Source organism: Pseudomonas sp. P129, from assembly GCF_020312195.1.
In the GTDB taxonomy this organism is placed as follows: domain Bacteria; phylum Pseudomonadota; class Gammaproteobacteria; order Pseudomonadales; family Pseudomonadaceae; genus Aquipseudomonas; species Aquipseudomonas fragariae.
The window spans coordinates 50,253-62,925 of sequence record NZ_JAGPYS010000003.1 but is presented as its reverse complement, the minus strand read 5'-3'; the positions used below and the strand labels follow the sequence as shown (position 1 = coordinate 62,925).

Genomic DNA, 12,673 nt, shown 5'->3' with positions numbered 1-12,673 from the left:
GCCTCCTGATCGCCGTTCTGACTTCAAGGATGTGCTATGAGCTACACAGCTGAAACCTTCAATGTGATGATCGCATCTCCAGGTGATGTTGCCTCTGAGCGCGCCATCGTGCGTGATGTCATCTATGAGTGGAATGCGGTCAATTCAAACGTGCGGAAGATTGTGTTGCTGCCAATTGGCTGGGAGTCACATTCATCTCCAGAAATGGGGGGCACTCCCCAAGCAATAATCAACAAACAGATTCTAGAAAAATGTGATCTTCTGATAGGAGTATTTTGGACAAGGATTGGCACCCCCACCAACGAGTATGCGAGCGGCACTGTTGAAGAACTTGAAAAGCATATTCAGTCGGGCAAACCGGCGATGCTCTATTTCTCATCCCAACCCGTGGCCATAGACTCTGTCGATCTTGAACAGGCTGCGGCGGTCAAGAAATTCAGAACCGACTGCCAAAATCGCGGGCTTTATAAGAGCTATGACAGCCTCAGTGACTTCCGTACAAATCTCTACCGGCACCTTCAACTGAAGGTCAATGAGCACCCTCTGTTCAACAGCGTGGAAACCCTTAACGCGAGAGAAATCGTCGAGTCCAATACGTCGATCCCGAGACTATCAGGTGAGGCTAGTATCTTGCTGAAGGAGGCGAGCTTAGACGCCCACGGTACGATTATTCACGTCCGCTACATGGCAGGAACGGACGTCCAAACAAACGGCAAAAACCTCATCGCGGACAAAAGCGACCGGAGAGAGGTCGCTAAATGGGAACAGGCGATCGTCGAGCTGACCAACGAAGGCCTTATCATCAGCCAAGGCCACAAGGGCGAAATCTACCAAGTCACGAATCTTGGATATCAGATCGCAGATATGGTCGTCCTGTAGATCGCTAGATGTGGACAGCTCGCCAACCAACTGGCGATGCTTTACCAAGCGGGGACACCAAAAAGTGGAAGGCAGAAAAACTTGGCTTGTATGCCCACATGTATGCCTATTCAGTTATTTAGAAAATAAAACCTTTAAATTCATAGGCATATAGATCAGGTTCAAATGACTGTGTACCACCAAGTACCGATTCACAGTTTTCTTCTCATCACTGTGAATCAACAAGAAGCCCGCCTCGTGCGGGCTTTCTTGTTTCTGGCCTTCCCGTTTTGTCACACCTCTTATGCCTCCCAGCCCCCCCCCTGCGTGTGCTAAAAGCACGCCTCCGGGATTTCAGGACGTCGTCGGGAGACGGGTTTCCCTGGCAAGCGCCAACCAGGCCTCGGCCGCAGGTGACAAGTGCGCGTTTTTGCGCCATGCCAACACCATATGCCAATCGGTATCCGGCTCGTTCAGCGCAACCAGTCGAATCCCGTCGTGATAGTGCTTCTGCGCCAGCATCCTCGGCAAGAACGCGACACCCAGCCCTGCCGAGACCAGATCCACAATAAAGTCGACCTGACCGCTGCGTGCAGTCACTTTGGGCGTCACGCCCTTGCGGTCGCAGGCCAGTTTGATCATGGTATTCAGTGCAAATCCGGCCTCGAAGAGGATAAACGGCGTTTCGGCCAGGTCTTCAATGACGACCCGTTTGCGCTTGGCCAACGGGTGGTTCTCTGCCATGACCACCACCACTGGCTCGATACGCACATCCTGGTAATCGAACTCTTCGCTGAACGAGTTCATCTTCAACAGTGCTGCCAGCTCGACTTCTCCCGAAGCCAGGCACTCATGCAGTTTGCTCGCGCCGTGTTCGGTGAGCTGAATATCGATATCCGGATAGCGGGCGCGGTATTGAGTGAACATGGCGGCGAAAAGCGCACCGCTGCCGACGGGGGGCAGACCGATGCGCAGCACGCCACCCTTCAAACCGCGCAGCTCGTTGAGCTCGGTCAGCAGATCGTTGCGTTCGGCCAACAGGATGAGAGCACGGCGGTAGACGATTTCGCCGGCGGCGGTCAGCTCGCTGCGGTGGCCAATGCGGCTCAACAGCGGCGTGCCCAATTCGTCCTCAAGGGTCTTGACGGCTTTGCTGACGGAGGACTGGGTAAGCGACACCACGTCAGCGGCCTGGGAGAAGCTACCCTGACGTACCACTTCGACAAAAGTGCGTAATGTTCGAAGGTTCACAAGTATTCGATTTCCGACTGAATTCAAGTTGTATTAGTTGTTTTGATCATAGTCGGTTTTTCCGTAATCTGAATCTGCCGCTCTCCCTTGGCGGCCTCGCTTCGTAGATTTATTCGCTCAGGAAAACGTCATGATTATTTCTTCGGCATCCGACTACCGTGCAGCGGCCAAACGCAAACTCCCGCGTTTTCTGTTTGATTACATTGACGGCGGTGCGTATGCAGAGCACACGCTGCGTGCCAATGGTTCGGACCTGGCCGATATCAGCCTGCGCCAGCGCGTCCTGAAAAATGTCGATAACGTGAGTCTTGAAACCAGACTGTTTGGCGAATCCCTGGCGATGCCGATTATCCTCAGCCCCGTAGGCCTGAGCGGAATGTATGCGCGCCGCGGTGAAGTGCAGGCAGCCAGGGCCGCGGCGAACAAGCGGATTCCATTCTGTCTGTCGACGGTGTCGGTGTGTTCGATTGAAGAGGTAGCGTCGCAGAGCAAGCAGGCAATCTGGTTTCAGCTCTACGTACTCAAAGACCGTGGCTTTATGAAAAACGCTCTGGAGCGTGCCAAGGCGGCGGGCGTCACGACGCTGGTCTTTACCGTCGACATGCCAACGCCCGGCGCGCGTTATCGTGATGCGCACTCGGGCATGTCAGGGCCTTATGCCGCGCCTCGACGCATTCTGCAAGCCATGACCAAGCCGGACTGGGCACTGAATGTCGGCCTGCTCGGTCGCCCCCATGATCTGGGCAATATCTCCAGATACCTGGGCAAGGCCACCACCCTGGAAGATTATGTGGGCTGGCTGGCGAACAACTTCGACCCGTCCATCAGCTGGAGGGATCTGGAGTGGATTCGTGAGTTCTGGCAAGGCCCGATGATCATCAAGGGCATTCTCGATCCGCAGGATGCCAGAGATGCGCTGAGTTTTGGCGCGGACGGCATTGTCGTATCCAACCACGGCGGACGTCAGCTGGATGGCGTGCTGTCCACCGCCAAGGCTTTGCCGCCGATTGTTCAGGCGGTCGGCAGTGACCTGACAGTGCTGGCCGACTCCGGCATTCGCTCGGGTCTTGATGTGGTGCGCATGCTCGCCCTCGGTGCCAAAGGCGTGTTGCTCGGACGCTCGATGGCCTATGCGCTGGGCGCCGATGGGCAGCGTGGCGTCGAGAATATGCTGGATATTTTTGCCAGGGAAATGCATGTGGCGATGACGTTGACCGGGGTGACATCGATTGAGCAGATCGACGAAAGCATTCTGGTTAAAGCAGTTGCTTGAAGGCCGGGACTGGACGGAATCGTTATCCGGGTCGGCCTTTCGACGAACTGCATTTTTCACTCTGCATGCCTGGTCTATGCTCGAAAGTGATGGCTCAAGAAGAGCCAGCATTTCTCATGAAGGAGCAAAGCATGCGTAAACTCGTACTCTCAATGACTGCCGCCCTCTTCCTGACGGGTGCTGTAGCGCCCGTCGCCTTTGCAGAGAGTGAGCTGGAAAAGGGTGTCCGACACGATAACCGTGAACTGGATAAAGGCGTCGATCATGACGCCAAGGAAGTGGACAAGGGCGTGAAGCACGACGCTGACGAGGTCGACAAAGGTGCTAAGCATGACGACAGGGAACGTCACAAGGCTGACAAGCACATCGATAAAGAGGTTAAAAAGGATCTCTGACCAAAAAGCCTGCCACCGAGCAGGCTTTTTTAATGGGCGGATGATGCTGGACGGTCCAGCGGGCTTGCTGCCCCCCCCACTCACTGGTACTTGCAAGCCCTCACTCTTGAAGACCGGGCTACGTATAAGTGGCCCGGCCTCTGTTACTGGATGTACGGTCAGATCTTGAAACTGTCGACCAGTTGCTTCAAACGCCCGGCTTGTTGCGAAAGCGCAGCACAGTCCTTGAGCGTTTCATTAAGGTTGGCCACACCTTGTTGATTAAGCGTGTTGATCTGATTGATATCGATATTGAGGGTTTCTACAACGGCAGTCTGCTCTTCTGTCGCCGCAGCAACGGATTGATTCATGCCATCGATATCGCCAATGCGCCGTGTCACATCACGCAGACGACTGCCCGCCTGATTGGCAACTTCGACACTTTCCTGACTCGACGTCTGGCTTTCATTCATGTTGAGTACGGCATGCTGAGAGCCGCTCTGCAGGCTGCCAATCATCTTGTGAATCTCGTCGGCAGACGTCTGGGTACGATGCGCAAGGTTGCGCACCTCGTCGGCAACTACCGCAAAACCGCGTCCGGCCTCCCCCGCGCGGGCGGCTTCGATGGCGGCGTTGAGGGCCAGCAGATTGGTCTGCTGCGAGATGCCTTTGATGACATCAAGAATGTGACCGATATTTTCGGTGCTGGCGTTGAGTTGCTCGATCTGCGTGCAGGAATCACTGATCTTGGCCGACAGCGCGCTCATGGCATGTATCGTTTTCTCGACCACTACCTGGCCATCTTCTGCCTGGTTGCGGGCCTCACTGGCCTGGATAGAGGCGTCCGATGCGTTACGGGCAATCTCCTGGGTTGCAGCGCCCAGCTCGTTGATAGCTGCAGCGACGTTGTTGGTTCGGGCGCTCTGCTCATCGAAACCGACAATGGACGAGTTGGAGGAGTTGACCACCCGTTGCGACAGGTCATGCACCTGAAGCGTTGCGGAGGACACTTCGACGATGGACGCGTGCACGCGCTCCACGAACTGATTGAACGAGCCACCCAGCGCTGCGAACTCGTCCTTGCCCTGGATGCTCAGGCGCCGGGTCAGATCACCCTCGCCCTGGGCGATGTCCTGCATCGCACGACCCATGTCGGTCAACGGGCGCATCAGCGCACGAATGAGCAGGCTCAACAGCAACGCAATCACGGCCACTGCAATCAGCACGGCAACCATCGCCGAGCTGCGAAACTGGCTCAATGGCGCATAGGCCTTGTCCTTGTCGATCGACAGGCCAATGTACCAGTCAGCCGAGGGCAGCCCGGTGATCGGGGTAAATGACAGCAGCCGTTGCTGGCCATTGAGGCTCACCTCACGCAGGCGCGCGTCCAGGCTGATGGTCTGTCCGGGGTAGATGTCCTTGAGGTTTTTCATCACCTGCTCCTTGTCCGGACTGACGATGATCTGCCCGTCGCCACTGACCAGAAAGGCGTAACCCAGCCCGCCGAATTCGACCGAGTTGATGATCTTGACCAGCGTGTCGAGGCTCAGGTCGCCGCCGACGACACCCGTGACCTGGCCTGCCGCCTTGACCGGGCTGGCGATCGTTACCACCAGGCCACCCACAGAAGCCAGATACGGCGCGCTGAGAATGGTCTTGCCTGCGTCGACGGTGGACTTGTACCAGGGCCGTTGGCGAGGGTCGTAGCCCGCGGGCATGTCCACATTGGGCCGCTGGGTGAATGTGCCTTTGCTGTCACCGACATAGGTGAACTGAAAGGTCGATACCAGCGCAGACTGCGATACCAGTCCGCTGAGGTCGGAATTGACCCCCTGAAAGGCTACGTTCTGGGTGAGGTTTTCCAGCACCAGAATGCGCCCGCTCAGCCAGTTCTGGACGCTGCTGGCAGTCAGTTGACCCGCTTGACCCACGGAGGACTCGAGGTTCTGGTTGATCGTCTTACGTTGCAGGTAATCGTTGTACAAAGTGAACAAGGCGAACGCCAGCACCACTACACCGGCCGCGGCCAGCAGAATCTTATGACGAAACTTTAAATTCATGACAAGGCATCTCAACAGGACTGCTGGAAGAAGGCTCGGAGGCCAGAGCAAGTTGCGACACAAAAAATGTCATGCCCTGCACACACAATGAACCTGCAACGGATAGGGTTTTGGTCTCGCAAACACAGCCGACGGTGTGCCGTTCCCTCTGGAATTCGGCGCTCTACTTTAATGACTTCGGCGGTGCTTTATAACGGTGTGCTGGCGCAAATGATATGCCTGGAAAAAAATATTCCAGGCGTCGTGGAACTTTCTTTATTTTTTATTTCAGCTTGGCCAGTTCCTGCCGATAGTGTCTGTATACCTCACCCCGCCCTGACCTGTATGCCATACCTTTCAGGGATAAGACCGTTTCAATGGCAGTTGTTGGAGAATTCAATGAGTAGCTGGTTTGCAAACATCAGCGTGAATATGAAACTGGCCCTCGGCTTCGGTCTGGTACTTGTTTTTACAGCCATTCTTGCACTGACTGGCTGGACCAGCATGAGCGGGCTGATCAACCGCAGTAACTGGATGAGTGACATTACTTCACTCAATGCGCAGTTGACCAAACTGCGCGTGACGCGCCTGCAATATATGGTGGCCGACGGCGACGAGAAGGTAGCCGAAACCGTGCAGACCTCGCTGGACAGCTTCAAGGCGTATCAGGAAAAACTGCGCGCCTCGTTCAAAAGTCCCGAAAACCTGAAAATGCTCGATCAGTTGGGCATCGTGATCGCTGACTACCAGAAGTCCCTCAACAACATGCGCAGTGGCTACAAGGCCAGCACCGCTGCGCGTGATGAGCTGACGACCCATGCGGTCAAAAGCCTCGCGGTGTTCGAGCAGCTTGTGACTGAAGTCAGAAACATGGACCCGGCTGACGCCAACCGGTTCGAGCAGTACCGACTCGTCACCGATGCCAAAGATGACTTGAGACTCGCACGCTATGAAGTGCGCGGCTACACCACCAATGCCACGCCCGAGACCGAGCAGGCAGCTGTTTCGAAACTGGATGCGGCCATCAAGGATCTGGACGCGCTCAAGACAACCTTCAGCGGCACTCAGGCCGATCAGCTCAGGCAGCTGGAAACCTCGTTGATGGCCTACCGGACGACCTTGCAGAACTTCAAGGCCGCCACGGGCACGATTGTCCAGGCGCGCAAGGAAATGACCACGCAAGGGCAGGATATCGTCAAGATCAGCGAGGACATGTACAAGCTGCAACTGGATCGCCGCGATCAGGAAAGCGCACAGGCACGTACCACGCAGATCACCTGCACCCTGTTGGCTATCATTCTGGGCATTATCGCCGCAGTGATCATCACCCGGCAGATTACCCGTCCCCTGCGCGAAACCCTGGCAGTGGTCGACCGTATTGCGTCCGGTGACCTGACCCAGACCCTCGCGGTGACACGCAGTGATGAGCTCGGCGTTCTGCAGCAAGGCATCCAGCGCATGGGCACCACTCTGCGCGAACTGATTGGCGGTATTCGCGACAGCGTCGTACAGATCGCCAGTGCCGCCGAAGAGCTGTCGGCGGTTACCGAACAGACCAGCGCTGGCGTCAACAGCCAGAAAGTCGAAACCGATCAGGTCGCCACCGCCATGCACGAGATGTCGGCGACGGTTGCAGAAGTGGCGCGTAACGCCGAACAGGCCTCGCAGGCCGCGTCCAACGCCGACCGCGAAGCGCGTGACGGTGACAAGGTGGTGGGTGAAGCGATCGTCCAGATCGAGCGTCTGGCCAATGAAGTGGGCCGCTCGGTCGATGCCATGACTCAGTTGGAGCAGGAAAGCGACAAGATCGGCAAGGTCATGGACGTCATCAAGGCGGTGGCCGAACAGACCAACCTGCTGGCGCTCAACGCCGCCATCGAAGCGGCTCGTGCGGGTGAAGCCGGACGTGGTTTTGCCGTGGTTGCCGACGAAGTTCGCGGCCTGGCACAACGTACGCAGCAGTCCACCGTGGAGATCGAAACACTGGTCGCTGCGCTGCAAAGCGGTACGCGCCAGGTGTCCAGCATCATGCTCAACAGCCGCGAACTGACCGTCAGCAGCGTGACCCTCAGCCGTCAGGCAGGTACGTCGCTGGGCAGCATCACGCAAACGGTTTCCAGCATTCAGGCGATGAACCAGCAGATTGCCGCCGCCGCTGAAGAGCAAAGCGCGGTCGCTGAGGAAATCAGCCGCAGCATCGTCAATGTCCGCGATGTGTCCGAGCAGACTGCTTCGGCCAGCGAAGAAACCGCTGCGTCCAGCGTCGAACTGGCACGCCTGGGCGGGCAACTGCAGACGATGGTCAGCCGCTTCCGCATCTGATCACCCAGCGTTGACATCAAGCCCGGTCTTTACCGGGCTTGATTGTTTCTGCACCCGTGACAATCAGGCCTGCGGCGGCTGCCCGTTGGACGCCGACAGGCCACCGTCTACCGGCAGGTTGACGCCGGTCACGAAGCGCGCGTCATCGCTGGCCAGAAAGGCAATCACGTCGCCGACGTCTTCGGCTTCACCCGGGCGCCCCAATGGGATGCGCTCCATGAATTTGGCCATCAACGCTTTGTCGCCGAGCATGTCTTCGGTCAGCTCGCTGCGGGTCAGTGAGGGGCAAACGGCATTCACACGCACGCCGTCAGCACCATGATCCATGGCCAGCGAACGGGTGAAGTTGGTGATGGCACCCTTGGCCGCGTTATAGAAGCTCATGCCCCAGTCGCCGCCCAGACCGGACACCGACGAGACATTGATGATGTTGCCTTTGCTGGCGATCAGTGCCGGCATGGCGGTGCGGGTGCAATAGAACACGCCGTCCAGGTCCACGGACATCAGCTCTTTCCAGTCCTCTATGCCCAGCTCGGTCACTTTGCCGGACTTGACGATGCCGGCATTGTTGACCAGCACATCCAGACGCCCGAAACGGGTCGCCACTTCCTTGAACAGCGCTTCCACGTCGCTCGGGTCGGCCACATCCGTGGCTCTGACCAAGTGCCCTTCGCCCTTCAGTTGCGCGGCCACCTTGGCCAGCTTGTCGTGATTGCGGCCGACCAGCACCACGCTCGCGCCTTCCTCGGCAAAACGTTTGGCGGTCGCTTCGCCGATTCCGGAACCGGCACCTGTGACGACGATGACTTTCTGGGTGAAACGATCCATTCGGCAGTCTCCAAAAAATGAACAGGATTATCGGGTGGACTGCACACCCACCCGCAGCGTTCACTCGCATTTGATTTTGCTTTCAGGAGCGCGGTAAATGACCGGTGAATCGTTAAACCTCGACCATGGGTGCGTTGACAACGCGGCAACGGTCTGCAAATAATCCCAGAAGTTGTACGACAACCTATAACGCCAAAAATAAAAACAACACCGAGGCCTGTCCATCATGAACACTAACGCCGCGCCTGCCCGCTCGATCAGCAAGGGCTCAATCATCGAAGCCTGGATCGGTGATACCTCGTTGTTTACTGAACACTCGCACTACCAGACACCCTTCTCGATTCACACCATTCGCTAAACACAGCGAACGGTACTCGGCCGTCTGCAGGTCGAGGCCATGCCTGGCGACAGGCATCACGTAATCCTCGAAGGTGTCGGCCGCCGCTTGCGCGCGGCCAGGAAAGGGGAAGGTTTCACTAAACAAGGGAGCACAACAATAATGACATCTCACACTACCCGCTCACGCATCCTGCTGGGCGTCGGCGGCATGACGCTGATTTTCCCGATGCTCGGCATGGCCGAGGGTTTCGTCGACGACACCAAGGCCACGCTCAACCTGCGTAATGCCTACTTCAACCGTAATTTCACCAATCCTGCGTACCCCAGCAGCGCCGCGCCGCAGGGCAAGGCCGAGGAATGGACACAAAGCTTCATTCTCGACGCCAAGTCGGGCTTCACCCAGGGCGTGGTGGGCTTCGGGGTTGACGTGCTGGGGCTTTATTCGCTCAAGCTCGATGGCGGCAAGGGTACGGGCGGCACTCAGTTGCTGCCGATCCACAGCGACGGTCGGCCGGCCGATGATTTCGGGCGCCTGGGCGTGGCAGGCAAGGCGCGGTTTTCCAAGACCGAACTGAAGGTCGGTGAATGGATGCCAGTGCTGCCGATCCTGCGCTCCGATGACGGTCGCTCGTTGCCGCAGACGTTTCGCGGTGGCCAGGTCACGTCCAAGGAGATCGACGGCCTGACCCTGTACGGCGGGCAATTCCGCGGCAACAGCCCGCGCAACGACGCGAGCATGGAAGACATGTCGCTGAACGGGCGAGGCGCATTCACTTCGGACCGCTTCAACTTCGGCGGCGGCGAGTATGTCTTCAACGACAAGCTTACTCAGGTAGGCGTCTGGTACTCGGAACTGCAGGACATCTATCAGCAGCAATTCTTCAACCTACTGCACAGCCAGCCGCTTGGCGACTGGACCCTGGGCGCGAATCTGGGTTACTTCATCGGCAAGGAAGACGGCAACAAACTGGCCGGGGACCTGGATAACAAGACGGCCTACGCGCTGCTCTCGGCCCGCTATGGCGGCAGCACCTTCTATGTCGGCCTGCAAAAACTGACTGGCGACACCGCGTGGATGCGCGTCAACGGCACCAGTGGCGGTACGCTGGCCAACGACAGTTATAACTCCAGCTACGACAACGCCAAAGAGAAATCCTGGCAACTGCGCCACGACTACAACTTTGCGACGCTGGGCGTGCCCGGCCTGACCCTGATGAACCGCTACATCAGCGGCGACAATGTGCACACCGGCAACATCACCGACGGCAAGGAATGGGGCCGGGAATCCGAACTGGCCTATACCGTACAAAGCGGTGCGCTGAAGAACCTGAACGTCAAATGGCGCAACTCGAGCCTGCGTCGCGATTTCAGCACCAACGAATTTGACGAGAATCGCGTGTTCGTCAGCTACCCTATTTCGTTGCTCTGAAAGCGGTGGCGGAGCCTGTCGGCGACGGCAGGTTTTGCCTTGTTACAAATGTATCCGGCCAAGGGCGTGCCCAGCCCGTTTTTAGACCTTGGCCGCGTTGACAATCAGCGTATGCGGTGCCGATAATCCGGCAAGTCATACGACAACAGATGACAAAAATAACAATCGGGACTTCTCTCATGGCATCGGCTCATACCACTCAAACTCCCTTCAATCGCCTCCTGCTGACCGGCGCGGCAGGCGGCCTGGGCAAGGTATTGCGCGAAACACTGCGCCCTTACGCAAACGTGCTGCGGCTCTCCGACATTGCCGAGATGGCGCCCGCTGTCGACGACCGTGAAGAAGTTCAGGTCTGCGATCTGGCCAACAAGGATGCCGTACACCAACTGGTCGAAGGCGTCGATGCGATCGTGCATTTCGGCGGTGTGTCGGTCGAGCGACCGTTCGAGGAGATCCTCGGCGCCAATATCTGCGGCGTGTTCCACATCTACGAAGCGGCCCGCCGGCACGGCGTGAAACGCGTGATCTTCGCCAGTTCCAACCACGTGATCGGTTTCTACAAGCAGACCGAGACCATCGACGCGCACTCCCCTCGCCGTCCGGACAGCTACTACGGTCTGTCCAAGTCCTACGGCGAAGACATGGCCAGCTTCTACTTCGATCGCTACGGCATCGAAACCGTCAGCATCCGCATCGGCTCCTCGTTTGCCGAACCGCAAAACCGCCGAATGATGAGCACCTGGCTGAGCTTTGGCGACCTGACCCAGTTGATCGAGCGCTCGCTGTACACGCCAGACGTGGGCCACACCGTGGTCTACGGCGTTTCGGACAACAAGACCGTGTGGTGGGACAACCGCCTGGCCAGCAAACTGGATTACACCCCGAAGGACAGCTCGGAAGTGTTCCGCGAGAAGGTCGACGCCCAGCCGCTGCCGGCAGCCGATGACCCGGCAATGCTCTACCAGGGCGGTGCCTTTGTCGCTTCAGGACCGTTCGGCGACCAATAAGCAGCGCTTTCCTCTCGCAGCACTCTGGAGACACGAACCGTCATGGATGCCGAACTGATTGTCGATGCACAGAACGCCACCGGCGAAAGCCCGGTCTGGAGCGTGCGTGATCAAGCGCTGTACTGGGTGGATATTCCCAAGGGCGAGCTGCATCGCTGGGACTTCAATCAGGACAGCACGCGCAGCTGGAAAGCGCCGCAAATGCTCGCCTGTATCGCCGCCGACAGCCGGGGTGGCTGGGTGGCGGGGATGGAGAACGGAATCTTTCATTTGCAGCCCTGCGAAGACGGCAGCCTGATCAGCACGCTTCTGGCCGGCGTCGAACACGCGCAGGCAGGCATGCGCTTCAATGACGGCCGCTGCGACCGACAGGGTCGGTTCTGGGCGGGCACCATGTTCATGGACATGGCCGCCGGTGCGAGGGTGGGTGCGTTGTATCGCTACAGTGCCGGCCAGAAGACACTGGACGCACAGCTCAAGGATTTCATCGTCCCCAATGGCCTGGCGTTCAGCCCCGACGGCAAGGTCATGTACCTGTCCGACTCACACCCCAGCGTGCAGCAGATCTGGGCGTTCGATTACGACACCGACAGCGGCACGCCACACAATCGCCGCCTGTTCGTCGACATGAGCCATCACCTGGGTCGCCCTGACGGCGCGGCGATCGACGCCGACGGCTGCTACTGGATCTGTGGCAACGACGCAGGCCTGGTCCACCGCTTCACTCCCTCCGGCAAACTCGACCGCTCGCTGGTCGTGCCGGTGAAAAAGCCAGCCATGTGTGCCTTTGGCGGCCCCAACCTGGACACCCTGTTCGTGACGTCCATTCGCCCGGGTGGCGATATTGGCGATCAGCCACTGGCCGGTGGTGTGTTCGCCCTGCGACCTGGCGTCAAAGGCCTGGAGGAACCCACGTTTCAGGGCTGACAGCGCCCTACCGAAAATCCCGTAGC

Annotated in this window: 11 protein-coding genes and 1 pseudogene; 9 read left to right on the top strand and 3 right to left on the bottom strand. The window is 58.1% G+C overall.

What is annotated here, in order from left to right:
- Positions 1 to 36 precede the first annotated feature (36 nt).
- Positions 37 to 879: a hypothetical protein gene (locus KBY02_RS09995; RefSeq protein ID WP_054092100.1), complete on the top strand. Its 843-nt coding sequence runs from the start codon at positions 37 to 39 to the stop codon at positions 877 to 879.
- Positions 880 to 1,212: 333 nt separating this feature from the next.
- Here the strand turns inward: KBY02_RS09995 and KBY02_RS09990 are convergent, their stop codons facing one another.
- Complete coding sequence (locus KBY02_RS09990; RefSeq protein ID WP_225650274.1) at positions 1,213 to 2,109, bottom strand: LysR family transcriptional regulator; 897 nt, start codon at positions 2,107 to 2,109, stop codon at positions 1,213 to 1,215.
- Between the two features lie 130 nt (positions 2,110 to 2,239).
- On the opposite strand from KBY02_RS09990, the gene lldD reads away from it, so the two are divergent.
- Positions 2,240 to 3,382 (top strand): FMN-dependent L-lactate dehydrogenase LldD, encoded by a 1,143-nt coding sequence (lldD, locus tag KBY02_RS09985; RefSeq protein ID WP_225650272.1) that lies wholly within the window; start codon positions 2,240 to 2,242, stop codon positions 3,380 to 3,382.
- A gap of 131 nt (positions 3,383 to 3,513) precedes the next feature.
- Entirely contained in the window at positions 3,514 to 3,777 is a 264-nt protein-coding gene (locus tag KBY02_RS09980) for a hypothetical protein (RefSeq protein WP_011266706.1), read from the top strand.
- A 158-nt stretch (positions 3,778 to 3,935) separates the two neighbouring features.
- Here KBY02_RS09980 and KBY02_RS09975 read toward each other — a convergent pair whose 3' ends face one another.
- Positions 3,936 to 5,816 (bottom strand): methyl-accepting chemotaxis protein, encoded by a 1,881-nt coding sequence (locus KBY02_RS09975; RefSeq protein WP_225650270.1) that lies wholly within the window; start codon positions 5,814 to 5,816, stop codon positions 3,936 to 3,938.
- A 66-nt stretch (positions 5,817 to 5,882) separates the two neighbouring features.
- Between KBY02_RS09975 and KBY02_RS26525 the strand changes: the two are divergent.
- Positions 5,883 to 7,214 (top strand): annotated as a pseudogene (locus tag KBY02_RS26525) (methyl-accepting chemotaxis protein); the annotation flags it as partial.
- A 39-nt stretch (positions 7,215 to 7,253) separates the two neighbouring features.
- Entirely contained in the window at positions 7,254 to 8,117 is an 864-nt protein-coding gene (locus tag KBY02_RS26520) for a methyl-accepting chemotaxis protein (RefSeq protein ID WP_370661162.1), read from the top strand.
- A 63-nt stretch (positions 8,118 to 8,180) separates the two neighbouring features.
- Here the strand turns inward: KBY02_RS26520 and KBY02_RS09965 are convergent, their stop codons facing one another.
- Positions 8,181 to 8,945: an SDR family NAD(P)-dependent oxidoreductase gene (locus tag KBY02_RS09965; protein ID WP_096103776.1), complete on the bottom strand. Its 765-nt coding sequence runs from the start codon at positions 8,943 to 8,945 to the stop codon at positions 8,181 to 8,183.
- Positions 8,946 to 9,171: 226 nt separating this feature from the next.
- Here KBY02_RS09965 and KBY02_RS26180 point away from each other — a divergent pair, with 226 nt between their 5' ends.
- The 4 genes from KBY02_RS26180 to KBY02_RS09950 all read left to right on the top strand — a co-directional run bounded on the left by KBY02_RS26180 (position 9,172) and on the right by KBY02_RS09950 (position 12,647).
- A complete protein-coding gene (locus KBY02_RS26180) occupies positions 9,172 to 9,303 on the top strand; it encodes a hypothetical protein (protein WP_263870156.1) in 132 nt (43 codons plus the stop codon).
- A gap of 141 nt (positions 9,304 to 9,444) precedes the next feature.
- Entirely contained in the window at positions 9,445 to 10,713 is a 1,269-nt protein-coding gene (locus tag KBY02_RS09960; protein ID WP_096103775.1) for an OprD family porin, read from the top strand.
- 179 nt (positions 10,714 to 10,892) lie between these two features.
- Complete coding sequence (locus KBY02_RS09955; RefSeq protein WP_003404814.1) at positions 10,893 to 11,720, top strand: NAD-dependent epimerase/dehydratase family protein; 828 nt, start codon at positions 10,893 to 10,895, stop codon at positions 11,718 to 11,720.
- Between the two features lie 42 nt (positions 11,721 to 11,762).
- Positions 11,763 to 12,647: a glucurono-1,5-lactonase gene (locus KBY02_RS09950; protein WP_225650268.1), complete on the top strand. Its 885-nt coding sequence runs from the start codon at positions 11,763 to 11,765 to the stop codon at positions 12,645 to 12,647.
- Positions 12,648 to 12,673: the final 26 nt, after the last annotated feature.

What these genes read in the sequence shown, in the direction of transcription:
- KBY02_RS09965 (WP_096103776.1), bottom strand. Translation starts at nt 8,945, where the DNA reads ATGGATCGTTTCACCCAGAAAGTCATCGTCGTCACAGGTGCCGGTTCC.
- KBY02_RS09975 (WP_225650270.1), bottom strand. Translation starts at nt 5,816, where the DNA reads ATGAATTTAAAGTTTCGTCATAAGATTCTGCTGGCCGCGGCCGGTGTA.
- KBY02_RS09955 (WP_003404814.1), top strand. Translation starts at nt 10,893, where the DNA reads ATGGCATCGGCTCATACCACTCAAACTCCCTTCAATCGCCTCCTGCTG.
- KBY02_RS09995 (WP_054092100.1), top strand. Translation starts at nt 37, where the DNA reads ATGAGCTACACAGCTGAAACCTTCAATGTGATGATCGCATCTCCAGGT.
- KBY02_RS26520 (WP_370661162.1), top strand. Translation starts at nt 7,254, where the DNA reads ATGGGCACCACTCTGCGCGAACTGATTGGCGGTATTCGCGACAGCGTC.
- KBY02_RS26180 (WP_263870156.1), top strand. Translation starts at nt 9,172, where the DNA reads ATGAACACTAACGCCGCGCCTGCCCGCTCGATCAGCAAGGGCTCAATC.
- KBY02_RS09960 (WP_096103775.1), top strand. Translation starts at nt 9,445, where the DNA reads ATGACATCTCACACTACCCGCTCACGCATCCTGCTGGGCGTCGGCGGC.
- KBY02_RS09980 (WP_011266706.1), top strand. Translation starts at nt 3,514, where the DNA reads ATGCGTAAACTCGTACTCTCAATGACTGCCGCCCTCTTCCTGACGGGT.
- KBY02_RS09950 (WP_225650268.1), top strand. Translation starts at nt 11,763, where the DNA reads ATGGATGCCGAACTGATTGTCGATGCACAGAACGCCACCGGCGAAAGC.
- lldD (WP_225650272.1), top strand. Translation starts at nt 2,240, where the DNA reads ATGATTATTTCTTCGGCATCCGACTACCGTGCAGCGGCCAAACGCAAA.